Annotated in this window: 24 protein-coding genes, 2 pseudogenes and 1 other annotated feature (1 of these 27 cut by a window edge); of the genes and pseudogenes, 12 read left to right on the forward strand and 14 right to left on the reverse strand. The window is 31.5% G+C overall.

The window, feature by feature from the left end; all coding sequences use genetic code 11:
* Nucleotides 1-229: 229 nt before the first annotated feature.
* Nucleotides 230-397, forward strand: coding sequence for a hypothetical protein (locus tag COJ46_RS24295; protein WP_176522533.1), 168 nt, complete (start codon nucleotides 230-232; stop codon nucleotides 395-397).
* A gap of 108 nt (nucleotides 398-505) precedes the next feature.
* Here COJ46_RS24295 and COJ46_RS01820 read toward each other — a convergent pair whose 3' ends face one another.
* A complete protein-coding gene (locus tag COJ46_RS01820; protein WP_098565630.1) occupies nucleotides 506-1,207 on the reverse strand; it encodes an FHA domain-containing protein in 702 nt (233 codons plus the stop codon).
* 296 nt (nucleotides 1,208-1,503) lie between these two features.
* The gene (locus COJ46_RS24300; protein ID WP_176522534.1) at nucleotides 1,504-1,680 is read right to left on the reverse strand and encodes a hypothetical protein; all 177 of its coding nucleotides are present in this window, start codon (nucleotides 1,678-1,680) and stop codon (nucleotides 1,504-1,506) included.
* A 307-nt stretch (nucleotides 1,681-1,987) separates the two neighbouring features.
* On the opposite strand from COJ46_RS24300, the gene COJ46_RS01825 reads away from it, so the two are divergent.
* The 5 genes and pseudogenes from COJ46_RS01825 to COJ46_RS01840 all read left to right on the forward strand — a co-directional run bounded on the left by COJ46_RS01825 (nucleotide 1,988) and on the right by COJ46_RS01840 (nucleotide 4,636).
* Nucleotides 1,988-2,458, forward strand: coding sequence for a hypothetical protein (locus tag COJ46_RS01825; RefSeq protein WP_097976233.1), 471 nt, complete (start codon nucleotides 1,988-1,990; stop codon nucleotides 2,456-2,458).
* Between the two features lie 142 nt (nucleotides 2,459-2,600).
* Nucleotides 2,601-2,702, forward strand: a pseudogene (locus COJ46_RS24870) (hypothetical protein); the annotation flags it as partial.
* A gap of 39 nt (nucleotides 2,703-2,741) precedes the next feature.
* Nucleotides 2,742-3,050: an FAD-dependent oxidoreductase gene (locus COJ46_RS01830; RefSeq protein WP_286133558.1), complete on the forward strand. Its 309-nt coding sequence runs from the start codon at nucleotides 2,742-2,744 to the stop codon at nucleotides 3,048-3,050.
* 131 nt (nucleotides 3,051-3,181) lie between these two features.
* Nucleotides 3,182-3,994, forward strand: a complete 813-nt coding sequence (locus COJ46_RS01835) for a VOC family protein (protein ID WP_098565631.1) — start codon at nucleotides 3,182-3,184, stop codon at nucleotides 3,992-3,994.
* A 90-nt stretch (nucleotides 3,995-4,084) separates the two neighbouring features.
* Nucleotides 4,085-4,636, forward strand: a complete 552-nt coding sequence (locus tag COJ46_RS01840) for a phospho-sugar glycosidase domain-containing protein (protein WP_098565632.1) — start codon at nucleotides 4,085-4,087, stop codon at nucleotides 4,634-4,636.
* Nucleotides 4,637-4,802: 166 nt separating this feature from the next.
* On the opposite strand, the gene COJ46_RS01845 is transcribed toward COJ46_RS01840, so the two are convergent.
* Entirely contained in the window at nucleotides 4,803-6,437 is a 1,635-nt protein-coding gene (locus tag COJ46_RS01845) for a peptide ABC transporter substrate-binding protein (RefSeq protein WP_483294973.1), read from the reverse strand.
* Between the two features lie 481 nt (nucleotides 6,438-6,918).
* On the opposite strand from COJ46_RS01845, the pseudogene COJ46_RS01850 reads away from it, so the two are divergent.
* From COJ46_RS01850 to COJ46_RS01860, 3 genes and pseudogenes are all read left to right on the forward strand, one after another.
* Nucleotides 6,919-7,059 (forward strand): annotated as a pseudogene (locus COJ46_RS01850) (SDR family NAD(P)-dependent oxidoreductase); the annotation flags it as partial.
* Nucleotides 7,060-7,334: 275 nt separating this feature from the next.
* On the forward strand, nucleotides 7,335-8,495 hold the full coding sequence (locus COJ46_RS01855) for a murein hydrolase activator EnvC family protein (RefSeq protein WP_097976242.1): 1,161 nt from the start codon (nucleotides 7,335-7,337) through the stop codon (nucleotides 8,493-8,495).
* Between the two features lie 347 nt (nucleotides 8,496-8,842).
* Nucleotides 8,843-9,373, forward strand: coding sequence for a hypothetical protein (locus COJ46_RS01860; RefSeq protein ID WP_097976243.1), 531 nt, complete (start codon nucleotides 8,843-8,845; stop codon nucleotides 9,371-9,373).
* 565 nt (nucleotides 9,374-9,938) lie between these two features.
* Here the strand turns inward: COJ46_RS01860 and COJ46_RS01865 are convergent.
* A complete protein-coding gene (locus COJ46_RS01865) occupies nucleotides 9,939-10,277 on the reverse strand; it encodes a DUF3889 domain-containing protein (protein WP_097977297.1) in 339 nt (112 codons plus the stop codon).
* A gap of 163 nt (nucleotides 10,278-10,440) precedes the next feature.
* On the opposite strand from COJ46_RS01865, the gene sleB reads away from it, so the two are divergent.
* Together sleB and ypeB are read left to right on the forward strand one after the other, a co-directional pair.
* Entirely contained in the window at nucleotides 10,441-11,274 is an 834-nt protein-coding gene (gene sleB / locus COJ46_RS01870) for a spore cortex-lytic enzyme (RefSeq protein WP_097977298.1), read from the forward strand.
* 15 nt (nucleotides 11,275-11,289) lie between these two features.
* Nucleotides 11,290-12,615, forward strand: a complete 1,326-nt coding sequence (ypeB, locus tag COJ46_RS01875; protein ID WP_483295507.1) for a germination protein YpeB — start codon at nucleotides 11,290-11,292, stop codon at nucleotides 12,613-12,615.
* 58 nt (nucleotides 12,616-12,673) lie between these two features.
* Here the strand turns inward: ypeB and COJ46_RS01880 are convergent, their stop codons facing one another.
* The 5 genes from COJ46_RS01880 to COJ46_RS01900 form a co-directional block, all read right to left on the reverse strand.
* Nucleotides 12,674-17,596, reverse strand: coding sequence for a DUF4132 domain-containing protein (locus tag COJ46_RS01880; protein WP_097977302.1), 4,923 nt, complete (start codon nucleotides 17,594-17,596; stop codon nucleotides 12,674-12,676).
* A 13-nt stretch (nucleotides 17,597-17,609) separates the two neighbouring features.
* The gene (locus COJ46_RS01885) at nucleotides 17,610-18,029 is read right to left on the reverse strand and encodes a hypothetical protein (RefSeq protein WP_097977304.1); all 420 of its coding nucleotides are present in this window, start codon (nucleotides 18,027-18,029) and stop codon (nucleotides 17,610-17,612) included.
* A 219-nt stretch (nucleotides 18,030-18,248) separates the two neighbouring features.
* Entirely contained in the window at nucleotides 18,249-19,028 is a 780-nt protein-coding gene (locus COJ46_RS01890) for an undecaprenyl-diphosphate phosphatase (protein WP_097977305.1), read from the reverse strand.
* An 89-nt stretch (nucleotides 19,029-19,117) separates the two neighbouring features.
* Nucleotides 19,118-20,023: a beta/alpha barrel domain-containing protein gene (locus COJ46_RS01895; protein ID WP_176522585.1), complete on the reverse strand. Its 906-nt coding sequence runs from the start codon at nucleotides 20,021-20,023 to the stop codon at nucleotides 19,118-19,120.
* A gap of 279 nt (nucleotides 20,024-20,302) precedes the next feature.
* The gene (locus tag COJ46_RS01900; protein ID WP_069033110.1) at nucleotides 20,303-20,710 is read right to left on the reverse strand and encodes a cytosolic protein; all 408 of its coding nucleotides are present in this window, start codon (nucleotides 20,708-20,710) and stop codon (nucleotides 20,303-20,305) included.
* Nucleotides 20,711-20,841: 131 nt separating this feature from the next.
* Between COJ46_RS01900 and COJ46_RS01905 the strand changes: the two genes are divergently transcribed.
* Nucleotides 20,842-21,093 carry an alpha/beta-type small acid-soluble spore protein gene (locus COJ46_RS01905; protein ID WP_097977309.1) on the forward strand — a complete coding sequence of 84 codons (252 nt, stop codon included), beginning with the start codon at nucleotides 20,842-20,844 and terminating at the stop codon, nucleotides 21,091-21,093.
* A 92-nt stretch (nucleotides 21,094-21,185) separates the two neighbouring features.
* Here the strand turns inward: COJ46_RS01905 and COJ46_RS24305 are convergent, their stop codons facing one another.
* The 5 genes from COJ46_RS24305 to proS all read right to left on the reverse strand — a co-directional run bounded on the left by COJ46_RS24305 (nucleotide 21,186) and on the right by proS (nucleotide 25,154).
* On the reverse strand, nucleotides 21,186-21,335 hold the full coding sequence (locus COJ46_RS24305) for a hypothetical protein (RefSeq protein WP_176522586.1): 150 nt from the start codon (nucleotides 21,333-21,335) through the stop codon (nucleotides 21,186-21,188).
* A 185-nt stretch (nucleotides 21,336-21,520) separates the two neighbouring features.
* Nucleotides 21,521-22,996 carry a sodium/proline symporter PutP gene (gene putP, locus COJ46_RS01910; RefSeq protein ID WP_097977310.1) on the reverse strand — a complete coding sequence of 492 codons (1,476 nt, stop codon included), beginning with the start codon at nucleotides 22,994-22,996 and terminating at the stop codon, nucleotides 21,521-21,523.
* 41 nt (nucleotides 22,997-23,037) lie between these two features.
* A complete protein-coding gene (locus COJ46_RS01915; RefSeq protein WP_097977312.1) occupies nucleotides 23,038-23,268 on the reverse strand; it encodes an excisionase family DNA-binding protein in 231 nt (76 codons plus the stop codon).
* A gap of 71 nt (nucleotides 23,269-23,339) precedes the next feature.
* Nucleotides 23,340-23,696, reverse strand: coding sequence for a nuclear transport factor 2 family protein (locus tag COJ46_RS01920; RefSeq protein WP_097977313.1), 357 nt, complete (start codon nucleotides 23,694-23,696; stop codon nucleotides 23,340-23,342).
* A 24-nt stretch (nucleotides 23,697-23,720) separates the two neighbouring features.
* The gene (gene proS, locus COJ46_RS01925) at nucleotides 23,721-25,154 is read right to left on the reverse strand and encodes a proline--tRNA ligase (protein ID WP_097977315.1); all 1,434 of its coding nucleotides are present in this window, start codon (nucleotides 25,152-25,154) and stop codon (nucleotides 23,721-23,723) included.
* Nucleotides 25,155-25,299: 145 nt separating this feature from the next.
* Nucleotides 25,300-25,314, reverse strand: a binding site (T-box leader) (it continues 197 nt past the right edge of the window).

The following is a 25,314-nucleotide window of genomic DNA, read 5'->3' on the forward strand; positions in this document are numbered from 1 at the left end:
GTTTATTAATTTATGAAAGATTAATGTGTAGCAGAGAAAAGAAAAGAATAACTACAAATCTTTATCGAACTGTGTGTCTACAAATATTATTAATTTTAAAATGTTAGTGTTTTGTTATCGATGTGATATTGAGTAAGAATGCATGAAATATTACCTTTACATGAGTACATAATTTTTTAAAAGACAATTTTGATTTAATTTGATCAATGTGAAAAAAGGGTGAATTGTAATGTTTTATTTATTATTAGTTATTGGAACTTTATTAGGGTACATTCTGTTAAATTTACCTGTGTATGTATGCGCAATAATTCTTTGTGTGGGTTCAGTGGGGTCATTAATTGCAATTTATATTGAATTAACAATTTTAGAGAAAAAAGTAAGAGCTAATTTATTATAATCTATCTAAATATTTTAACTATAAGTGAAATACAATTATTTGCTAAAAAGAGTGTAGAATTTTAAATATTCTACACTCTTTTGCATTCGTTTTTATTTTTTAAATCTATTACATATCCTCTAGTTCAAACATATAACCATATCGAGGGACAGAAACAATTCTTTGACCGTATTTACCTAATTTCTTACGTAATCTATATAAAAGGGTATTAATTTCTTCTCGTCCTACATCAGGCTGCTCAACGTCATTCGTAATTCGTTCCGGCCAAACATTTATTTTAATTTCGTTATAGCTAACTGCGCTATTGGCTCTTTGATATAACAACAAAAATAATTCTGTATCTTTACTAGTTAGATGGATTCTTACACCATCAATTAAAATTTCTCTTTTAACTAAATTCACAGTTAAACCATTGAAATCGTTTAGGTGTTTATCTAAAACTAATGGCATATCAAGTGTGTCTCCAAGGTTCTGCTCTGATAGATTATGAAAAATAAGTACAGCGGCACCACTTGCAAGACTTATACAATCGCCATCACGAAGGAAAAATGGTTTATTTTTCTCTATAGAAATATGATTTACTTGTGTTCCATGTTTACTCATGAGATCAACGATTGTGTAATTTTCTTCTTTATCGAAACTAATTAAAGCATGTTTTCTTGAAATATATTGACTTGTGAAAGGAATATCTGGGAAATCATCTCCCCATGTACGACCTAGCAATGTTTCATTAAAGGAAATAGGGATTCTGTTCTGGTTTGTGGCTGTTTCTCCTTGCTTTATAGAAAGATACACGTTTTGCATACTCATGAAGTTACTCCTTTGAAAACTAATCTAGTTAAACCAAAAAAGAGTATATCATATGCAACTAATTTGTAAAGATAATTGATTATTTATTGGGTGTTTTAGATGAATAGTTTAAATTAAAAATGAGAGAGCGTTCCCTTAAAAAAATATAAATTTAATAGTAGACCACTATTCAATTTATAAACCTAAAAATCTTAAAAACTAATTAAAGCGATAGTTTTTTTCAATGTAAATTGTAAAGAGCTAATCGTCAGATATTCGATTAGCTCTTTTTTCTGTTAATTGAGGCATACTTACAATTATTTTAGCTTAGGATTTTTATTTAGCATCTCAATATTTTTATTTCTTTCTCCGCCATCAGATAGGTCTTCAGAAAATTCATGGTCGGCTTTATTTCCTAACATTAGCTCAGATGTCCGAATTGTGCTGGATGGTAAATTATTATTCGCTGCGGCTTGTTCGTTCCATTTACTCATTAATATCACCTCTTTAGTTTAGTATTGGAATTTATTTGTGTATTTATTTAGAATCGTGTTAAGAAATGAGTATGCTAGAGGAGATTCAGTTTTATCAAGGAGTTCGAACCATGGAAATGATTGATTTTCTGTATTTACCTTAACTGTCTAGATGCCACTACAGCGGAATACTTCTTAATATTTTAATTGTTCTTAATTATACTGCATTGTACATCCATTTGTTAGAATACTTTACCAGTTGTCTCATATCGTTTAATAGAGGGACACGTAGTGAATGAATTGTGTTATATGGAAGAGAGGATGCTGGATGAAGAAACGATTTGCAACGTATTATCCATATGAACAAAAATTAGTAATCGAAGGTCATCACAAACTCATTCAAGGGGAAACGAAAAATGGACAATCGTTTGTTGATTCAAGATTCATGTTCGCTCATTTGGCCAAAGAAATAGGCATGAAAGTGGTACTTGTCGGGTTCGGAGTAGGTGTAGTAGGATTACTGATTCCAATGAGTAAACTTTTTCTATACCCAGTAAGTATGAACATAGAGAATGCTTACTATCATTTATTCGATTGGGTACATTATGATGTTGGGCATCATATTCACAATTTATTATCAATGAAGATCAGTTCTGCTCACTATATTGCTTCGATTGATGCACATCAAGCACCAAATAGTCCAATTGCAAAAGACGGTCATTATATCCTTGAGAAAATCGATGGAAAAATGAAGAATCATTTCGAAGGAGTTAAAGATTTTCTGGAACGAAATAAATGAAGACAAAACTCCTTGCCTTGTTAAGGAGTTTTTTATATTGGTCATTTCATATGTTCGTTCTAGTTGAGGATCTAAATAACAAGATTATATTTGTTTTATAAACCACACAATTATATAATTGTGTGAAAAAAGGATGCGAATTATGTCGATTAATTCTTTCGAAAACTATCCGATGAGTTGGAAGCCATCGATTGATAAAAATAAAAAGCCTATTTATCAGGCAATCGCAGGGCAATTGGAAAAATTTGGTTTCTTCGGAATGCCTCCAGAAGCACGTAAAAAAATGGATCATGATAAAATTTTAAAATTGGTTGTTGACCAATTAGTTAAACTTTTTGGAAGTGAAGCTAAAAACGTAAAGGCTATTTTTTATAAAGATTGGTCCATTGATTCTGAAACCACTGTTGATGAGGACTTAAGTCCACTTAAAAATTACCAGAGCTATGGTCCACTACAAGTAGAAGGTTTGTGGGAAAAGAAAATTATATTTGCTGGTACAGAGACGAATTCAGAATATAGTGGACATCTTGAAGGAGCCCTTCAGTCAGCTGAAAAGGCGGTTAGAGAAATCATTAAATTAACTGTTCAATAAGAATCGAATTTGACCTCAATTAATGGAGTTGGCAGAAGTCGGTAACAAAGAAATTAGCGGAGGAAATGAGATGATATCTTCTTTTTATTCTCCTCATATAAAACAAATTATCAATTGAAAGGAGTACGATAATGGATTTAATCTTTGATCACCTTGTTTGGTTCTTTAAGAAACCGGAGACAGCAATTTTACCATTAAAGCAAAGAGGTATTCATGTTGTGAAGGGAGGACGTCATGAATCTTGGGGAACATATAATACCCTAACTTATTTTGGCTTAAGTTATATTGAATTTTTAGGAATTGAAAATTTATCAATAGCTGAAAAACATGAGGAAAATCGATTAATTACGAAAATCGTAGAACAACTAGCAAAAGAAAGTCGGGAAGGTCCAGCGACAATAGCGATTAGAACAAATCAAATTGAAGAACTTGCAATTAAACTTAAAGCAGAAGAACTTACAGTATATGGACCGCTAGCTGGGGAGAGAGTTCGTGCTGATGGCCAGGTAATTAGGTGGTCATTGTTATTCCCTGAATACCCGAAAAAAAAGGTTAAATTACCATTTTTTATTGAATGGGAAAAATCAGATGAAGAAAGGTATTCGGAATTTGAAGACCAAGGACTGATTAGTTCACATAAATTAGGCGAACCAAAATTGGAAAGTGTTGGTTTTGTCGTAAATAATTTGGATGAGACATTAGAAATTTGGGAGAATTTGTTTGGCCTTAAACAAGGCGAGGAGTACATTGATACGGAAATCAATGCACGTTGTAAAAGAATAAAATTGAGCGGAACTAATTTACTATTTTGTACACCAATTGGTGATGGTCCAGCTGCTAAAGTATTAAAAGAAAAAGGGGAGTCACCTTTTTTAGTGAACCTTACTAACACAAATCAAAGTCACTTTTTTGAAATGTTAGATGGTTATTGGAAGTTCCAATAATCTATTTAAAGGTAGCCTCTTACATATTAGCGTCAAATTCGTGGTACGATACCGGATTGATGCTTATTTCAAAATGTTTGCTCATTTAATATAGTAAGTTTAAATGAATCTACTTATGGACCTTGGCCAGTGAATGAGGGACTTTGTACGTTAGAGGAACATCGTTTTCTTCCAATTGATGTAGTTGCACGCCATTTATTCGCAACTGGTTTAGTAGATGATGTGATCGTAGCCAATGCCTATGCAAGCGAAGATGAACTAAAATCACTTAGTAAGGTTAATCCAGCGAAGTTATCTTTCAAGATCGATTTAACGGACAACGTGAGCGATGTGGAAAAAGAAATTATTTTTAAATTCCCTCATTTTGTTCGTGGAGACATGAGTGAATACATGGCAAGATCGACGATGCCACGTATTTCATATAAAGATGCAAACATTGAGTCGCATCATACTCATGAATTAAAACGTGGTGACATCGTTATTATTAATAATGAATATGGTCGTTATAAAGGTGAACTCCATATTATTTTAAAGGACATGCCAAATGATGGTCGCAAAAATATAGTTGGCCGAATACCGGAAAATGAGTTAAAACTTTTAGATTACATTGATCCTTGGAGAGTATTTGAAATAATTCCTTAAAGAATGTCTCAAATTATATAAGTAACTGAAAAAGGGTGAAAACTCTTCTACTGTTCTTTAGAAAGTAGAAGTTTTCACCCTTTTTACAATTTACAGATTATACTTTAGACCTTGTTTTGCTACTTTCGAGAGGGACCACTATTGGAAGACTTGGCATCAGTTGAGATTATTTTTTAATATAAGCATATTTATAAGTGTTAGGACCGTATACATAGAAGTCTTTTAAATATGGACGTTGAAGATAAGAAGTCCCTTTTTGATATAGAGGCACAACTGCATCATCATTCAACAAGATCCTCTCGGCTTCTTTTAACGCTTCCCAACGTTTTGGTAAATTATAAAGTAAATCTGTTTTAGCGTGTTTAATTAAATCATCATATTTTGGATTAGAGTATCCAGTTTGATTAAATGCACCGTTTGTAAGGAACATATCCAAGTAAGTCATTGGATCTGGGTAATCGGCTCCCCAACTGGAAAGAGAGATATCATAATCCATATCCGATTCTAGCTTCAATTTTTGAGCATTAGGTTGTTGTTTAATATTAATCGTTAATCCACTTAAATTTTTCTCGAGTTGCTCTTTTAAATATTCTGCAATCAATTTAGAGCTGTCATCATCGTAATTTAACATCTCTAACGTTACATTTGTGACACCAAGTTCCTTTTTCGCTTTTTCCCAATAATCTTTTGCTTTTTTTATATCAAGATGTTCATATGTAGAAGTTGATTCTTGGAAATCTTTTCCGTTTGGACCGAAAGCTAACTCCTTAGGGACTAAGTAATCAGCAGGTACAGAGCCGTTGTTAAGAATTTCATCTGCAATTCCTTTTTTGTCGATACTTAAGCTAATTGCTTTTCTGGCATTAGGATTTGCTAACATTTTATTTTTTTCATTCAAACGTAAGAAGTTTGTTCTGCCATTCAAATATGTTTTCAGGGTTGCATCATTTTTATATTTATTCACAAAATCACCAGTCAAGTCCACACGGTCAATTTGCTTTGTTGTGTATAAGTTTACTGCGGTAGTAACATCTTTTACGACATTAATATTAACCTCCTGCAGTTTCACTTTATCTTTATCCCAATAATTTGGATTTTTTACAAGTTGAAGCTTCTGCTCATGATTCCATTTTTGGATGATGAATGGACCATCATATAATACAGCATTTGCTTCTAAACCATATTTTTTCCCTTGTCCTTCAACGAACTTTTGGTTCAATGGAAAGAAAGTTGAAGAAGAAATTAAATCAATAAAATATGGAACAGGATTCTCCAACTCAACTTGAAATGTATGTTCATCAATTGCTTTGATACCTAGTTCATCAACAGACAGCTGATTTTCGTTAATTTTTTTCGCATTTTTAACATCATATAGTAAATATGCGTATTCTGCACCTGTTTCTGGATTTACAGCACGCTTCCAAGCGTAAACAAAATCTTCGGCCGTAATCGGATCGCCATTGGACCACTTTGCATCCTGAAGTTTAAAAGTATAGGTCTTTTTATCTGGGGCAAGAGTATAGGACTTAGCTAGGGCTGGTTCCGGTCGATTATTCTTGTCCACGCGATACAATCCCTCGAATACGTTATTCATGGCAGAAATCGATACAGAATCTGTTGCCAACGTAGAGTCTAAAGTTGAAATTTCCGCTGTTTGAGTTACATTTACAATCTGTTTCGATGGTTTTGATATAGCAGATGTTTGCGTTTCTTCCGTTTTGTTGCTGCAGGCTGTAGTAAATAAGCTGGTAGTTAGTAGTACAGATAAGGCCGTAAATCCTACTTTTTGATTCATCTTCATATTCCCCTTCGTGTATATTGACTAGATGAAATTTTTCTTTGCATTTCCTTTAAAGAAAACAAAGAAAAATTATGAAACTAGTATGACAAACTTAATTATCATAGTATTCCGATGGAAAATCAAGGAATAAATAATAATAAAATGGTAGCCAAGGAGAGTATGATCATTAAAATTTATGATTGTTTTATTTTTGTTAATAGTAGATAGTATTGTTACTTATCTAGTTTTCTATTGCAATCAGTAACATCATTAGAGGAAAGGTAATTAATTGAATATCAATTGTTTATGTTTTAATCACTACAATACTATTAGGAGGTAAATATACAATGCATAATTGAGTAAAAATGCGTTGGTTTGGTATCGGTGTATTTAAAGTAGAAGAAGGTCCTGATTTAGTTAATTCTGTATAAACAATATAAACGTAATTATTCATTCCAACTTATGTCAATGATTTTAAAATATGAAACCGGGAGAAATCTATATGCATCTGAATTTAAAAGGGAAAACGGCACTGGTTACTGGGTCTACCGCAGGAATTAGGAAAGCAATCGCTACGTCATTGGTAGAGGAAGGTGCTACTGTACTTATTAATGGACGTAGTGCAGAAAATGTTAATCAAACTAAAAAGTTATTTGTAATCTTTAATAAGAGAAAATATAACGCTGTAATAATAATAATCTATAAATCTGGAAGTAATTACATGGTGCCCAATTTATGACTCCACTTTAACAAACACGAAAAGTCATTCCCATTTTTAGATTGGTTTACTGAATAATTTTTATAGTGTTGCAAAGAGCTTGTAAAAAACTTGTAAAAAGAGTGTAGTCTAATTTGCATAAAATTGTTACATTTCTAAGTTAACATATATAAGTATATGTCAAGCTTAGGGAGATAACGATGAAACGAATTATTAATAAATTAATATTAGTAGCTGCAAGTTTATCATTTACTATACTTCCAAATGGTGTACTTGCAGAGAATATAGATAATACAAAGATTAAGAGTATTCAAGATAAACGAGTAAAAGTTCAAGAAGAAGCAGAAAAAGCAAAAAATGAGATGGATCAATTAAATGATCAAAAAAAATTGTTATTAAACTCTTTAGATACAATTAACACATCAATTGAGGATGCAAAAATAAAGAAGAGTCAAAAAGAGGCAGAATTAATAAATGGCAAAAAAGAAATAGAAAAATTACAAGCTGAAATAGAGGAATTGCAAAAACGATTAGATCAACGTCAAGTAATTATAAATAATCGTTTAGTTACAATACAAAAATCAGGTGGAAATAACTCATATTTAGACGTTATTTTTGATGCAAAAGGTATCGGTGATTTAGTTCAACGAATAAACGCTATTGGTAAATTTATGAATGCTGACCAAGACATCGTTAAGGAACAACAAAACGATGTTGAAAAAGTTGAATTAAAAAAGAAAGACTTTATGTTAACTCAACATAAGTTGGAAAATGATAAAAAAGATCTTCAAAATTTAGAACGTTCACTTGTTAATCAAGAAATTCAAATGAATGCTATTCTAAGCAAACTTAAGGATGATGTATCTGAAAAGGAACAGGATATTTTAAGTTTAGAAGAACAGGAAGATCTATTAAATGAACAGGAAAAAGCAATAAAAGTAGCTTCAAGTATTTCAGGTGGTAATTTTACTCGACCAGCGGAAGGCTATTTATCTTCAGGTTTTGGATATCGATCATTTGATCATGAAACGCATTTTGGCGTAGATATTGCTAAAAATGGAAGTACACCGATTGTCTCAGTAGCAAATGGCGTTGTAATAAGAGCTTACCATTCATCTAGTTACGGTAATGTTGTCTTTATTACACATAATATTAAAGGAAAAGTATTTACATCAGTTTATGCTCATATGCAAAATTATCAAGTCTCAGCAGGGCAAACTGTTTCAAAAGGACAAAAAATTGGTATGATGGGGAATACAGGTCATTCTTTTGGTAAGCATCTTCACTTTGAATTGCATGCAGGTCAATGGAATGAGGCAAAATCAAACGCAGTAAATCCAGCAAAGTATATTAACTTTTAAAATTTCAACAATCTATAAACAGAAAACAGCCTATTTTTAGATAGGCTGTTTTTGATATTGGAAAGATATATGAGGGATGTTTATCGCATAAAGAGATATGGATTCTTGAGAAGGATGGATGAATTTAGATAATACGGGAATAGAGTGCGAACAATTCTTTAGATGGTGTACTATTTTAATTGTATTGAAATATAAATAAGTGAAAAATATAGTAAATCTTAGATTTAATATCGAAAGAGTTTTTATGTGTTCAGGAGTAATTTAAGTAACAATTTACCAAATGACAAGATCTGAATTTTTCATCAGATCGCAAGCATTGTCTATACTTACTAGAGAGGATGAAGTATATGGAGCAAATGCGATTTGCAACTAAAAGTGATTTTGACAGTCTCATCGAACTTGATGCTAGTGAGTATACAACTGACTGGTTAGTTACTAACGAATTTGCGACAGTCGCATGGGAACGAAATCAGGAAATTTACCGTGTGCTTGAATGTAATGGAGAAATTCAAGGTTTTATTGCTTTTTTTCCGTTAGAAAAATCAACATTTGAAGCGCTGTTAGCTCATGAGTTAGACGAAAACAAATTGTGCGACTATATTATGCCATATAAAAAAGGTGAAACCGTATATATATATTTGGCTAATATTATAGTTAACCAAAACCACATGGATCGAAAACGATTTGCAAAGTTGATTATTCAAGAAATCAAAAATGAAATAAACCGTGTTCAAACACTGGACTGTAATGTAGGAGAGATTGGAGCTATTGCAATTACAGATGCTGGGGTACGCGTTTTAGATAATTCACATTTAAGTTACTCTGGAAAATATCCTGGATATGAAACAGTATACGTATATCGAGGAACAACTTTTTAACTTGTTCAATAGTAGGGTGGTATAAAATTGCCATCTTTTTAATATTGATTTATTCTAGTTTACATAATATATATTATAGGAAGTTGAAGTAAAATCACTATTTTTCATCTCAATTAGCAAGTATTCTTAGTGTTTTGAGATGAAACGGAAAAAATCATCAATTTGAATATTCAGATCAAAAAAATTAATTTAGTTTAAATACTAACTAATTTATTAAGTAATAATTCTATATTGTAATTAAATCATTTAACATATGAGTAAAAATTAATAAATAAAAAATTCTTCAAAAAAATAAAAATTATATTAGTTAATTTGTTTTAGTTTCTACAGCAATTCAAACTTTTATTGTTTGTTCACTCATTAATTGTGTTAACTTTTTATTTGATTTCAATTACCGTTCCATCATTAAAAATAATATTTGTAACCCTTAATAAGCTATATTTTTAAAATCATATATCCTTTAATATTAATACTCTCCTTTAAAATTTCTTCATGTGATATCTCTCACAATATGTGTTCAAATAAAAAACATCACGTTTAAGCGATGTTTTTTAAAGTTAGTTACTTAACGATCCGTTTCAGTATATGTAATTCCTAAGTATCTTTCTGTTCTTGGTTCAAATTCTACATTTACATATACCCCGAATTCCCTGCTTCCATCTTTTAATCTTAACCATAATTTGAATTTTTCTACTGAGACTGTTGGTGTTTTTTGTTCTCTACCAATGTGTAAATAATCTATTACATCCGCTTGCGGATATCTTTGGATTGTTGTTTCAACTGCAATTTTCCCCCATTTAGCATATGGAGGCTCATAAACTGGTTGTGCAGTAGCTGGGTTTACTTTGCAAAAAATACAAAATAAGAATGAGAAAATGAAAATGGCTCTAAATGTTCTTTTCATAATACTTCCTCCTTTTTGCTCCTATCCTTACTATTCGACCCCTCTACGCTATCTATCCGTTTCTTGTTTGTGCAATTTATATCAGTTTTTACGCTTTTTACTAATAAAAAGAAATTTTTTACAAATAGTAATCCTATATGTATTTGATTAAGGAGGATTTATTTTGCAAAAGAATTTTCACTTTAAAACTGCATTTATTATCTTATGCATAATATGTATTTCACTGATTACTTTAAATATTTACTTACCCCCTAAAAAAGAAGTTAATGCCTTTAGTAGTCAAGTACTCAGCCGTGGTTCAACTGGCGATGATGTTAAGGAGCTTCAAGAGCGACTTATATTTATAGGATTTCTTGACGATAAAGCTGATGGAGTTTTTGGCTGGAATACATACTGGGCTCTTCGCAATTTTCAAAAGGAATTTGGTATGAAGGTTGATGGTGTCGCAGGAACAAAGTTAAAAGAAAAGCTGACAAAAGCAACTAAGAATTATAAAAGTAGTACGTCTAATGATACAGCAAATAATAATAATACAAATAATAACGCTTCTAACAATAATACGGCTAAACCGGATACAAATAAACCTAATAATTCGAATGCAAAACCAAATAATAAACCAATTGCAAACGCACCAAACGGTTATACAGATAACGACATTAAATTAATGGCAAATGCTGTATATGGAGAATCACGTGGTGAGCCATATATTGGGCAAGTTGCTGTTGCTGCAGTCATTTTAAACCGTTTAACAAATGCATCTTTTCCGAATTCAATCGCTGGTGTTATTTATCAACCAGGTGCTTTTACGGCAGTAGCTGACGGTCAAATTAATTTAACACCTAATGCTCAGGCTAAAAAAGCAGTAATTGATGCAATAAATGGCTGGGATCCAACAACAGGATGTATTTATTATTACAATCCTAAAACAGCAACAAACAAATGGATTCGTGGACGCCCTATCATTTTAACAATTGGCCAACATATTTTTTGCAAATAATTTTAGTGAGGTGTAATTATGAAAGGTAGTTGGATTGTTGCCGGTGCTTTAGCAGCCGCTCTAATCGGATCTGGTTACTGGGGATATTCGAAAAATCGCGAACTGAAAGAAATGAACTTAAGAGCCGAAAATAATTATCAGAGAGCTTTTAATGAATTAACATTTGATATGGATTTATTACACGATAAAATCGGTACGACTTTAGCTATGAATTCAAGAACGTCTCTCTCCCCTGCTTTGGCAGATGTATGGCGTATTTCGATTCAATCTAAATCTGACATTGCACAATTACCACTAAAATTTGTGCCTTTTGATAAAACGCAAGCCTTTTTAACTGGAGTTGCAAACTTTAGCTATAAAACAGCGGTGCGAGATTTAAATAAAGAACCTTTAACTGCAAAGGAATATGATTCTTTACGAAAAATTTATTCAACATCTGAAAAAATTCAAGATGGTCTACGTAATGTACAAACAAACATCATGAATAAAAACTTAAGTTGGATTGATGTTGATCAAATGTCTGAAGAAAAAAAAGCATCTCGAGACAATAGTATCGTGGATGGTTTTAAACATATTGAACAAGTAAAAGCAACTACAAACAATGATTTTGGTCCAACGTTTTCAAATGGTCAAGAAGAATCTAAAGGCTTAAATAAGTTAACTGGTAAAAAAATTGATGAAAATGAAGCTAAAAAAATTGCTGAAGACGCTGTACCGCTCAAAAATGTAACGAAAATCCAAGTGACTAGAAGTCAAAGCGATAATAAACGATTTGAACCTTTTTACTCAGTTTCGATGGCTCACAATCACCCAGTAGCTGATACGTATATGGAAATAACTGAAACTGCTGGCTTGCCAATCTTCTTTATTACAAATAGACCAATAGCGAAACAGCAAATCAGTTTAGACGATGCAGTGAAAAAAGGTTTAAGCTATTTAAATTCAAAAAACTATAAGAACATGGAATTATATGATAGTTCACAATACGATACGATTGGCGTACTTCAAATGGTTAAATCAATTGATGACGTACGCATCTATCCAGAAGCAATTCAATTAAAGGTTGCATTAGATAACGGTCAAATCATCGGATTTAATGCTAAAAACTATATTACGTCAAACCATGTACGTAAAATCCCTACTCCTAAGCTTACACTTGAGCAAGCAAAAGCAAAGCTTAATAAAAATGTTAAAGTTGAAGAAGAACGTTTAGCTGTTATCTTAAATGATTTTAATAAAGAAGTTCTTACTTATGAATTTTTAGGTACATATAATCACGATACATATGATATCTTTATAAATGCAACGACTGGTGATGAAGAAAAGGTTAAAAAACTTTGAGAAATATCAAAAAAAGCACAGGTTTATTACTTCCTGTGCTTTTTTATGTAGAAACGATTTAATTTAATTGCATTAATATGTTCGGATCTTTAATTTTTTGATCCTGAGCTAATAAAACAATTTTTGATAAAATTTCGGCTGTTTTTGGATCCTCATCAATAAATGGTAAAAAGATTTTCCCTCTATGCTGTGAATGAACTGGGATAATATATAAAGCTCCTTTCGCATTCTTATAAGTGTTTCCACTTCCAAGATGTACGTTGTATTCACCAAGTTTTCCATCTATTTTTGCATGATTTTGAGAGAAATCAACATTTGAGATTTTCATTAATCTAAGTGACTCATGAATAATTGCTTTTCGCATCTCAATGGTTGATAAACTTGCCTCGGGATCTACTCCTCCAACATGAGCTATACTTACAACCAAATCAACATCTCTCATAACCTCAGAGAAAATAATAGTCGGTATATCCTCAATTGAAATGTTTTCATATGTTTTACGATTAATAAATTCTATGGTCTCTAATGTAGGTGCTTCAACATCTGATGGCGAAAACCAATCCGCTGCAGCATAAATCTTAACAATAATATTTTCCTTATAAAAAACCTTCTGTAATCCCTCTTCGTAACTTGCTGTCCATAAACGGCTTTTTAATAACGACCCGGTTTTTCTTGGTTGTACCTGATGCCCTTCATATCTTCTCGAAATTTTACCATTTGCTAATTCATCAATAGTTGGTAAATATAATTCTCGGAAAACTTGTTTAAAAGGTTGAACGATTTTATTTTCAAAAATAAATTTTTGACATTCACTCCACATACCGCTCTTATATAAATGTGTAGGATGTGCAATTTTTAAGAAATCCGAATCGCTTAGTTGATATTCGTTACCATTTGGACTTATCAGCTTGTTATCTTCAAAAAATCCAATTTTATTTTCATTCACAAATAAAAGCTTACTCATTAGTTGTTTTACAATCATATTTTTAGTCAAATTCTCTAACTCTTTAACTGTAAATATCGTTTCTGAAACCATCGATTTTTCTAACTCAGTTTTTGCTCTTCTTAATTGATCTTTAATTTCTTTCTTTACTTCAGTCAATTTCAAAATATACTCATGCTTTTTATATTTAGCTGGAATGGATTTTAAAGCTTTGTCGTTTTTATCAATGATGAAATTAACTGCTCCTTTTTCATTTAATTCAAGTCTAATCATTAGTTCATCAATCTTTTTGGGTTCAAAATAGGTGATATATTCCTCCGCCTTTTTAGATTCTAAATCCCATGTCATTCGAATGGTATCTGAATAGCCAGCATTTCTAGCTAGATTTCCTAATGCAATTTCGACTATTTTCGTTTCACTAGCTCTTCTTTGGGCTCCATACTGTTTGCTTTCCTTTAAAAATTGTTGAATAAATTCATAGCGTATAACTAAATCTTTTGTAGTTGAATTATCTAAAGGAACTAAACTATAGCATAATAAGTGCTCTTTATTTCGTTTATCGACTACAGAAGTCTTTAGATTTTCTAAATTTAATTTTCCTAGAACAACATCAGCAAATAATTGTGATCTACGGTGATTTGCTCCACCTGAAATATATTTGGCGCAATCGTAAAGGATCTCAAAACGTTCTGATCCTAACTCTTTATACGCCTCAGTAAACCAATTAATGTCAAATGCACCATCATTAAATTGAATAGGCTCAATTGGAGAGTAATGTGCGACGATCGCAGCCTTTTTATCCTCAAAATCTTCGTTAATATGTGCATGGAAATACCATGCAGCACTTTTTAACCCGCACCAATTTAAATAGTCAGAAACGAGATCAAGCCATTGCGGCGCATACATCGCAGCTTCAAGTAAACGTTTTTCTGATATTTCTTTAGCATTTAATAAGTTAAATAGGATTTCAACATGATCATGTTCATTCGGATAACATGCTTTTAACAATGAACTAAACGATTCTTTCTTAGAAATTTCTTCACCACTTGCGTAAAAATATCCTCGAACAAATCCTTCATCGCCAAGCCTTTCAAGAATTTGAACAAAGTAAGAAGTACCTTCAAAATAATCAATCCCACCAGCAAAATTCGATACACTCGTTGCTAAATCTCCCCGCTTTAATTCAATCTCTAAAACCCTGTCTAGTATTTTTTGTGCTATTTTAGTAATTTCAGGGTATTTCTTTACTAATTCACTGTTTTCAACATAGATTTCCCTAAAGAATTTAGTTCGTTTTGGATCACTCAGAATTTCTTTAAGAAGCTCATTTTTATCTATTACATTTAAAGTGTAAGCACGTATTAAATCCTCTGGTGAGTGTTTAAATAAACGCTTTTTACAGTAATGGTAAAGATAATTTTTATATTCATAGTACTCAATAAATGATTCGTCGTCATAAATTGATTCTTCTAACCATTCAATTAACGACTCAGACAAATAATCATAAATCTTAAGCCAATTTGATCCATCTGCAATGAGTATTGAAAACGACTTTAGTTGATTTAATAGATAATGGAATTTATCTTCTTTAGGCAGATCATTAAAATATGCTTCGATAATACTTCTAATTTGTTGTTCGTAATTCAGCTCAACAATCGTTTTGCCTACTTTTTTTAAGCTCGAAATAGGAAAAAAAGAAGAAAGTAAGTCTTTCTGACGGCTATTTAATGGAGTAAGATTTTCTTCATCAGTTAAATCATAATTTCGATACTTATAATCCCAAGTGCTAAATGTATGATCGTAGTAATTTACTAAGTCATGTCCATTTAAATAAAACCATAATTCAATTATTTGGTTGGTACGAAGACCACTAGAAATCAAATAGTTTTTCCAAACATCAGGTAAAGGTAATTGATCAATCATTTTTAAGTCATCTGATTTATAATGTCTTATCATCTCTATATGACTACCTAATAAAACGGATTCTTTCTGTCCATCCCAATATTCTATTTCAAATTCATAATCTTTATTTTCATGTATTAGCTCTGTTAAACCATTTAGAAAAGATAAAATTGTAGCCTTATTAAGTGTAAACCATTCTTTTTGTTGGTATGATTTTTCAATTTCAAGTTTTCGAACTGGCCTAATTTTAATTGGGTCATATAAACCAAATCCATTTTTTTCGTTCCATTCTTGCTTTGTTAATTTATCAATCTGCAACCGCTCATTTTCCGTTGGATTAGAAATCAAATGGAGTAATTCCTTATATTGATCAAAGTTGGATTTGTGTACGTTATGTTCTTTCGTTTGGTTTACAATATCTAATGCCCCAAGTCGTTGTTGAGCTTTCTTACTACTCAATAAACGTTTTAACGATTCCTTTAACTGTTTGTCCTTAAGCTTTAATAGTAAATGGATTGCTTCTTGTCTAACTAATGGTGTTTTAAGCGTAAGTAATGCCTCAATTCGTGGGATATCAGAGTCGTTTAAAGACGTTATTTTTTTAATTTTAGCGATAGCTTCTTCTCTTATTAATACACTTCTATCTGATAAAGCATTAAAAAGATATTCCTTTTGAGTTGGGTCATCAATATTTACGATAAAATAGTCTAAGAATTGAGACCTAGTTTCAGCGGTCATATATTTTTTGTACTTCATTAGTTGAGCAATCCAATTATGATCTAAATCATACGCTGTTAAATAGATTAAAATTTGAATAATCGTATCCGGTGAATATGTTATTTCCATCTGTTTAAATGCGCTGGAATTTAGTACTTTGTTTGCTTTAGGACCATGTTCTACGAGATTACAAAAATAATTGAACTGCTTAGTACGAACATGTTTATCTTGTAAAAGCGGTTCTTTATAATATAAAAATTTATTTTCATTTCCACTTAAAAAGTTATATCTCGTTGAACAACGATATGGATAATTTTTAATCGTCCAGGCTTGCAATTCTATATCTGTTTGTTCGAAATGATTCGTTAATAGAGAATAAATAAGTGGTTTATTTTCTAATTGGCCAATTAAATAATGTGCAACTACTTTTTGATAATGTAAGCCGTTTGTTAAAATCAGACTAATTTCATTGATTAAATCAGCTTCCTCATATACACCTTTAGCCCATAAAGAAATATACAGCTTATCTACATTATTTTGAGAAGTCCAATCATTTTGTATATTTTCGTTATTTAATGCTAAAGAAATATAGGTAATAACTTGATTCACGATTCTTTTATTATTCGACTCAAATTCAACACCAGTCCAAACGGCTAGTGCTCTTACAATCGAACTAAAACGTGTTAAATTATTCTCAATAATTATTTGAAGAAGAAACTTCATCCCATCGATAGTACCTTCATCCATTGTTTCAACTATATTTTGTCTTAAGCCTTCTTGTAGACCCGCAGCTAAAAGTAATTTACCCAAATCTTCATAGCTTTCCTGTTTATGAGATTTAAACATCCCTTTAATCATCCATCTACTTAGTAAAGCCGTATTATTTTCACCGTAAATAATTTCTTTTAGTGAATTTTTTATTTCTTCATTTTCATGGTCAAGTTCATAAGCAATCAAATCACTTAATATGGAATGGTAATCATAGTCTTCACTTAATTCAGAGGGTGTGGTTAGAAGCGTTTTTAAATTCACATCGTGCTGATTCCATCGTACTAATTCAAATGATTTTTCGATCACTTTTTTTGTATGTACTGCCATATCCTTCGTTCGAAAAGGTCTTCTATAATAACTTTCTGAATGTGGAAAATCAATTACATGAGCTAGAATATAATCAAATTTGTTTAATTCTTGTTCACCTAATAAAGATTTTATAATGAATCGAATAGGTTCGAAGTATTCGTTTTTAGTTAAGTTTGGATTAGCGGAAAGCAATTTTCTGATTGGTTTAACATAATCGTGATTGTAATAAGAACTACTTTTTGCACCATTAATCATTAATCTAGCAATTTTTAAATGATCTCCGTCAAGTAAATGTAATTTTTCTTCTAAGCTTTGATAATATTCTTTATATTGATTCATGTTGAATTCCTTTCTACCACATACGGCCAGACAGCATTGTTAGTTTTATAAATGTAAACTCGTCATTTTCATGTAAGTCAATGTTTTCTTGAAGACTTTCTATTTCATTATCATTTAAAAATACTTTAAATAAGCCGTCTTGGAATGCTAGTAAAGCAGTAGATATTGCTTCCTTTACATTAGCATTCGTATCATTATTGATCTCATTAAACCCAATCTTACCGACCGTTGATTTCATATTGATTTCGTCCTGAGTTAGATAAGGAAGAAACGGAATTCCTATTTCTTTTTGATTAAATGAATTAACATTTATTGAGAGTAATTCTTGGATTAATTCTTCAAGGGTTAATGGGTTTTTTTCAATTTCAAATGGTTTTTTTTCTATAAATCCTTTTCGTCTAGATAAACTCTTTAGAGTAATAAAAATCTGCATCTGTCTTTTCTCCTGTAAGGTGATACTTTAATTTTAGTTGATAATTTGGTAACTTGAAATCTATTAATTATTAAAAATCCTTTATTTAAACAGATTTAATAAGACAACAATAGTCCTTGGCGTTTGTACCAAGGATTTAACTTCTAAATAAACATCATGAACTTTATTTAATGAATAAAAGAGCAGTAGATTCTGCTCTTTTTTTATCCATATAAAGTATTAAAATATCTTCAAATACTGAAGCACTACGATACTAACCCCTAAAAAAATAACATAATAGCCAAAAATATTCAGTGATTGTTTTTTCAATAAATTGATCATCCAACTGATGGCTAAATAACCGAATAGGCTTGCGGCTAATGTTCCAAGAAATAGTGGGAAAAACGCAATTTGCTCCGCGTTTCCGCCAAGAAGATCTTTTCCTTGGAATACGATTCCACCTAAAATTGCAGGGGTAGAAAGTAAGAATGAAAAATAGGCTGCGCTTTTTCGTTCCATTCCTTTAAATAATGCTGCAGCGATCGTTAAACCTGAACGAGAAACCGCTGGAAATATAGCAAGTGCTTGAAATGAGCCGATGAATAAGGCATCAACCCATGTTAGCTCCTCCATTGTTTTCTTCCCTTTTTTCCTTTTATCAGCAATAAATAAAATAATACCAGTAAAAATAAACTCCCACCCAATCGTTTTACCCGAAACAGAAATCTCATCAAAAAAATCTTTAAATAATAAGCCTACAATTACAGCGGGTAATGTTCCTACAAATAGTAATAAAGTTAATTTTGAAAAAGGTTTTTTAATCAAACCTTTCCACTCTTTACTGTAAAAAACAAAAACTGCTAATAAAGTACCAATATGCATTAACGTATCTAATAATAAGCCTGCCTCATCTAACCCGAATAAATGTCTACCAATATATAAATGACCGGTACTACTGATTGGGAGAAATTCGGTTAACCCTTGAATGATGCCTAATATAATTGCTTCAAAGTTAGACATAATCAATTCTCCTTTCATTCAAATTAGTAAATTATATGCAAAAAAAATTCAATTCTTGTCCAAATTATTAAAAACAAAATAAAAAAGCATCATGTTAGATGCTTTTTGGATGGTAATCTTGAAAATAACTTACTAGTAGGCTCTTCGTTTAATTGGTTTGAAATATAGTTTGTAGCATCTAGTAGTTTTACTTCGTCGACATCAGTTGAAATATCAAGTCGATGTAAAAATGAAATTAAATCTTCCGTTTCAATCATTCTATTTTGTTCATTAGAAGGAAAACAACCTCCGAACCCTCCATTTGCTGATTCAAACCGCTCTATCCCATACGAAAGTGAAGTATAGATGTTTGAAATGCCATTCCCATAAGTATTATAAAATTGCATCGAACAACGCTCTTTCGGTATTTTTATTAATAAATCCTCTAAAAATAACTTAAGTTGTTGAGGTGTTACTTTTCCGACCGTATCAACAAATGATAACGCCTCCACACCATCATCTAATAAGCGCGATGCTAAATCGATGGCTTTTTGATGACTTACTTTTTCATCGTGACAATCAAATACCGTTGTAATATAAGCACGCGATAGCTTTTCATAATCTTTCGTTACTTTTGTCATCTCTTTTATATCTTTCAATGATTGAGTAATCGAGCAATTTTTAACTTTAACATTATATGACTCACTTGTTGAGATAAAAAAGTTAATTTCATCTGCATCTACAACAAATGCTCTCATTAAACTTCTTTTATTTGGTACTAATACTCCATATGTTAAGTGATGATCTCTTTTTAGCTTCAATACTAATTCGGTAGCTTCACTAAACTGTTGTATATTCGGAAAATTCATTAAAGTGGATACTTCGATATGATTTAATCCACTATCAATCAGATAGTTAATCCATTGTAATTTTTGGTCAATAGATAATCGTGAACCATATTGAAAATTAATACGAGGTCCAATTTCTTTTATAAATACAGACTGTGGCAAATTCAATATGATCGACTCCTATTCTGCTTTTTATTTTTTTTACAAGCTCCTCTGTAAATATCCTTGTTTAAATTTTACTTGAGTCGAAAGTTATTTATGATAGACAAAGTAGAATCCTTAAAATAAAAAAAGCTCTCGATAAAAATATCAAGTGCTTTTTTTGAAATAATAGTATTTAATTACTAACCAAAATAAATTAGTGAAACTTCCATATTTTGCATAAATATCCATTTTAAAAGATATAAACTCGGCATTTCTTGGAAGAATATTCATTTATTTGGTAATTTATACTTCTAAGTCTTCGCCTTCTTCAATTACATGGAATAATAGATGAACTAAATGATGAATTGAACTAGAGGCATCCAGTTCAACTTCCTCTTCTTCAGAAGTTTCATCAACGAATTCTAAATCATTTAAATATAATGCCATGAATTCATAAAAATCTTTCATTGCAAATGAATAGCATGCAACTGGTTCTTCATCTTCTTCATTATATTGAAGGACTAAATGAGATACATTTCCTTCATTATCCTCTGAATCTAAAAACACAAAAAAGCCTATATTCGTATCGATTTCGAATAAATGTCTAGTTCCACCTTCAGTAGACTTATGGTATTCCTCGTCATTCAATTTTTGGATTAACATATTATCTACATTATCTTCTTTGTGAAATGTTACATTAAAAGATTTCATCATCATTCTCCTTTTATATCGATTAATCAACGCATGTCTTCATTATGTAACATTCCCTATTTTATAGCAATTATTTCCATAATTAAAAAAATCAATAAACGGGAAATCTACAACTAAAAGGAGTGGGTTTGATGAGTAGAAAAAATAAAATCTTAGTTCCTGAATCTAGAAAAGCTTTAGATGCTTTAAAAGCTAAAGTAATGCATACATCTAATCCTGAAGATGCTAAATTCGAAGCTGCTGAGGAAGTGGGGGTTCCTTTAACGAAAGGATATAATGGCAATTTAACGTCTCATGAAAACGGTAAAGTTGGTGGGCGTATTGGTGGGAATATGGTGAAAGAGTTAGTTAGAATGGCGCAGGAGAATTTGAATAAACGTTAATGATATTAGGTGTGGTTATTGTGAAAAAAAATACCCCTGTTTCCAAAAAGGAGTCAGGGATTTTTTATGATATAAAGTCTATATAAAAACTATTAGAAAAGTCCATGAACAATATATTTCACAAAATCAGTAAAACCTTCACCTACACCTGTAAAAACCATTTCGTGATAAGCGTTATTCATGCTTAATGCAACTGATATAATAATAAGGATGGGGACTATAATCATTACTTCCTTTTTCATATAAACAACACCCCTTAACGTACCATTTGAATTTGAATTTTCTAACTTATATAGAAATTGTATACAATGTGTACGTATTATTCAATTGTGAATTATTTCCAAAAAGAATCAAAAATAAAAAATAGGAGTGTGCTTAGCACGCCCCTATTTCTACTGATTAAACATTTTGAAAATATCCTTTTATTTTATGCTAGTCGTTTTTCCATTTCCTCAAATTGCTTTTCTACTTTTGGATTTGAATTTGAAGTTAATAGACTAACTATAATAACTGCTAATAAACTGAAAAAGAAACCTGGAACCATTTCATATAAGTTAATCGCTTCTTTAATCGCATCCACGCTGATCCAAATGATAACAGTTGCTGCCCCTACTACCATGCCTGCAAGTGCACCCCAGCTAGTCATTCTTTTCCAAAATAAACTTAATAATATAGCTGGACCAAATGCAGCACCGAAGCCTGCCCAGGCATTACCAACAAGATTTAGAATCGTATCATTAGGTGTTAACGATAAAAGTAATGATACAATCGCAACGATTAATACAGCTAATCTACCAATACGAACAAGGTCTTTATCAGATGCATTCTTTTTACCAAAGATACGATAAAGATCTTCTGTTAAAGCACTTGCAGTTACTAAAAGTTGAGATGAAATAGTACTCATAATCGCTGCAAGTATAGCAGATAACAAGAATCCCGTAATTAGTGGATGAAATAATGTTTCTGAGAAAAAGATAAAAATTGTTTCTGGATCATTTAATGTTAAATTGTTAACTGAAATATATGCAATTCCAACTAGTCCTGTTAACGTTGCACCAACAATCGTAAAAATCATCCATCCCATTCCAATACGACGTGCTGGTTTTAATTCCTTTACAGTTGAAATCGCCATAAATCGAACAATAATATGAGGTTGCCCAAAATACCCTAATCCCCAAGCAAGTAAAGAAACAATTCCAATAAATGAGGTTCCAGTAAAGATATTTAATAACTTAGGGTCTATATTTTTAATTTCATCGAAAGCAGGCTTTACTCCACCTACATCTGTAAAAGCAACAAGTGGTACCAAAATTAATGCAATAAACATAATTAGACCTTGAACGAAATCTGTTAAACTTACAGCTAAGAACCCACCAAATAATGTATAGGCAATTACAACCGCAGCTGTGACAATTAATCCTACTTTATAATCGATTCCAAAGGCTGACTCAAATAATGTACCTCCAGATACAAAACCAGCTGAGCAATAAAGTGTAAAGAAAATGATAATAACAACAGCTGAAGTAATTCTTAAAATTCGAGTTGAATCTTGGAATCTTTTTTCAAAGAAATTTGGTATTGTAATTGAATTATCGGCTACTTCAGTAAATACACGTAGTCGAGGTGCTAAAAGTAAATAGTTTAAATATGCTCCAATCGTCAATCCAATAGCAATCCAAGCAGATGAGATACCAGTCGCGTACATTGCACCAGGTAATCCCATTAACATCCATCCACTCATATCGGCTGCACCAGCTGAAAGAGCAGTAACTGCAGGTCCAAGACCACGATCACCAAGCATATACTCAGATAAACTATCAGTAGATTTTTTATAAGCGTAAACACCTATAGCTAACATAAAAATAAAGTAAATAGAAATTGATATGAGTACTTGCGTATCCATTTTATCCCCCCGTTTTAAAACTCTTACAATCTGATTTTATTTTAATCTTCATCCTTTACATCTAGGTCTTCAGGAATTGGTTCGTTATAGTAATCAGCAATCATTTTTTTTGCTTTTTCCATTTGTTCTAAATGATTATTAAATTGCTCTTTGTAGATTAAATATTGTTCACCATCATGGACTGCTCTTATTTTTCGTTCTTGAATTAATTGGTGAATATAAGATTCATCAAGATCCAAGTATTCCGCTGTTTCTTTAATTGTTAAATACATTTTGTTCTCCTTACCTACTCATTCTTACTTTTCATTGAAAATGTTCTTTTGTTTGTTATTCTTATACATACCTAAAACTCTGTTGGTGTGCCCTGATGAAAATACATTTTCCATTGACCGTCTTTAAACTTCCAAATTGAACTACGTAAGGAATGTTGTTTTTTTATTTCATTAAATATTCGATAAGTCACAAGTGTAATTTCGTCTGATAATGGATGAATTTCAAAATCACTTAATGTCATTTTTACGATTCCAATGCCATTTTCTAATTGATCATTTTTATATAAAACTCTACCTGAACTTCCGAATTCAAAAAATTCATCGGCTAGTAGATTTTTTAGTTCATTTTGTGAGGTGCGAATTTCTGGTTTAAGTAATTTTTCTTCTAACATACAAAGATGCTCTTTTAAAAAATCTAAACTTTCCATCAATCGTTCACCTTCTTCGTTTTATTAGTAAGCTTTACCCCAATAGACCATTACATCCGTTTTCTTTCCACAGCATACACATGTATCAGCAAGTTGTTCTTGTTCAAATGGAATACATCTTGAAGTTAAGCCAGCTTCTTCTTTTATTTGTTCTTCACAAGCTAGATCCTGACACCACATTGCTTTAATGAAGCCTTGTTTTTCATCACTGATTTGTTTTAGCTCTTCCATTGAAGTAGCTTCATATGTTTTTTCTGTACGATTGTTTAATGCTTTTTCGTAAAGAGATGTTTGGATTTCTTCAAGTAATTTTGTAATATTTTCTTCTAAAGCGTCTAATGAAACGACCGTTTTTTCTCGCGTGTCACGTCTTACTAAAACTGCTTGATTCTTTTCAATATCTTTTGGACCAATTTCAACACGAACTGGAATTCCTTTCATTTCATATTCGTTAAATTTCCAGCCTGGCATTTTATCAGAAGTATCAATTTTTACTCGAGCAATCTTTGTAATACGATTTTTTAATTCAGTTGCCTTTTCAATAACGCCTTCTTTATGTTGAGCAATTGGAATGACCATTACTTGAGTTGGAGCAACTTTTGGTGGTAATACTAATCCGCTGTTATCACCGTGAACCATAATTAAAGCCCCGATGACTCTTGTTGTCATACCCCATGAAGTTTGGTGTACATATTGTCTTTTAGAGTTTTTGTCTGTGTATTGAATATCAAAAGCTCTTGCAAATCCATCTCCAAAGTTATGAGATGTACCACTTTGTAATGCTTTCCCATCGTGCATTAAGCTTTCAATTGTATAAGTAGCTTTTGCACCTGCGAATTTTTCTTTTTCTGTTTTTTGTCCTTTAATAACAGGAATTGCTAAGAAGTCTTCTAAGAAATTAGCATAAACATTTAGCATTTGAATTGTTTCAGCTTGTGCTTCTTCAGCGGTTGCATGTGCTGTATGACCTTCTTGCCATAAGAATTCAGTCGTTCTTAAAAATGGTCTTGTTGTTTTTTCCCATCGAACAACTGAGCACCATTGATTATATAATTTTGGTAAGTCATTATAGCTTTCAACTGTTTTTGAAAAATGCTCACAAAATAGTGTTTCTGATGTAGGACGAACTGCTAATGGTTCAACTAATTCATCATGCCCACCATGCGTTACCCAAGCAACTTCAGGAGCAAAGCCTTCTACATGATCAGCTTCTTTTTGTAATAAAGATTTAGGGATAAATAATGGCATATATACATTTTCATGATCTGTTTGTTTAAATTGAAAATCTAATTCTTTTTGGATATTTTCCCATAGTGCATAACCATAAGGTCTTAAAATCATACAACCTTTAACACTTGAGTAATCGACTAATTCTGCTTTTTTTACGATATCTGTGTACCATTGTGCAAAATCAACATCCATATCTGTAATTGCTTCAACAAATTTTTTTGTCGTCATTTTCTCTACTCCTAATCATTTTTTAGAAAATAAAAAAACGCGCGAGAATAATCTCCAAAGGGACCATTCTCGGCGTTACCACCCTAATTACTATATAGAAAATACGAAATAAGCGGATGAAAAACAAAAAACGCCATGAATGATCAAAAGGGACCATTCA

Source organism: Bacillus sp. AFS077874, from assembly GCF_002566505.1.
In the GTDB taxonomy this organism is placed as follows: domain Bacteria; phylum Bacillota; class Bacilli; order Bacillales; family Bacillaceae_G; genus Gottfriedia.

Bases quoted from the DNA above. Each gene is read 5' to 3' on its own strand.
- COJ46_RS24300 (WP_176522534.1), bottom strand. From the start codon at position 1,680: ATGAGTAAATGGAACGAACAAGCCGCAGCGAATAATAATTTACCATCC.
- putP (WP_097977310.1), bottom strand. From the start codon at position 22,996: ATGGATACGCAAGTACTCATATCAATTTCTATTTACTTTATTTTTATG.
- COJ46_RS24305 (WP_176522586.1), bottom strand. From the start codon at position 21,335: ATGAAAAAGGAAGTAATGATTATAGTCCCCATCCTTATTATTATATCA.
- COJ46_RS01855 (WP_097976242.1), top strand. From the start codon at position 7,335: ATGAAACGAATTATTAATAAATTAATATTAGTAGCTGCAAGTTTATCA.
- COJ46_RS01900 (WP_069033110.1), bottom strand. From the start codon at position 20,710: ATGAAATCTTTTAATGTAACATTTCACAAAGAAGATAATGTAGATAAT.
- COJ46_RS01890 (WP_097977305.1), bottom strand. From the start codon at position 19,028: ATGTCTAACTTTGAAGCAATTATATTAGGCATCATTCAAGGGTTAACC.
- COJ46_RS01835 (WP_098565631.1), top strand. From the start codon at position 3,182: ATGGATTTAATCTTTGATCACCTTGTTTGGTTCTTTAAGAAACCGGAG.
- COJ46_RS01830 (WP_286133558.1), top strand. From the start codon at position 2,742: ATGGATCATGATAAAATTTTAAAATTGGTTGTTGACCAATTAGTTAAA.
- COJ46_RS01880 (WP_097977302.1), bottom strand. From the start codon at position 17,596: ATGAATCAATATAAAGAATATTATCAAAGCTTAGAAGAAAAATTACAT.
- COJ46_RS01920 (WP_097977313.1), bottom strand. From the start codon at position 23,696: ATGGAAAGTTTAGATTTTTTAAAAGAGCATCTTTGTATGTTAGAAGAA.
- COJ46_RS01860 (WP_097976243.1), top strand. From the start codon at position 8,843: ATGGAGCAAATGCGATTTGCAACTAAAAGTGATTTTGACAGTCTCATC.
- COJ46_RS01915 (WP_097977312.1), bottom strand. From the start codon at position 23,268: ATGTATTTAACAATTAAAGAAACAGCGGAATACTTGGATCTTGATGAA.
- COJ46_RS01845 (WP_483294973.1), bottom strand. From the start codon at position 6,437: ATGAAGATGAATCAAAAAGTAGGATTTACGGCCTTATCTGTACTACTA.
- COJ46_RS01825 (WP_097976233.1), top strand. From the start codon at position 1,988: ATGAAGAAACGATTTGCAACGTATTATCCATATGAACAAAAATTAGTA.
- COJ46_RS24295 (WP_176522533.1), top strand. From the start codon at position 230: ATGTTTTATTTATTATTAGTTATTGGAACTTTATTAGGGTACATTCTG.
- COJ46_RS01865 (WP_097977297.1), bottom strand. From the start codon at position 10,277: ATGAAAAGAACATTTAGAGCCATTTTCATTTTCTCATTCTTATTTTGT.
- COJ46_RS01905 (WP_097977309.1), top strand. From the start codon at position 20,842: ATGAGTAGAAAAAATAAAATCTTAGTTCCTGAATCTAGAAAAGCTTTA.
- COJ46_RS01885 (WP_097977304.1), bottom strand. From the start codon at position 18,029: ATGCAGATTTTTATTACTCTAAAGAGTTTATCTAGACGAAAAGGATTT.
- COJ46_RS01820 (WP_098565630.1), bottom strand. From the start codon at position 1,207: ATGAGTATGCAAAACGTGTATCTTTCTATAAAGCAAGGAGAAACAGCC.
- proS (WP_097977315.1), bottom strand. From the start codon at position 25,154: ATGACGACAAAAAAATTTGTTGAAGCAATTACAGATATGGATGTTGAT.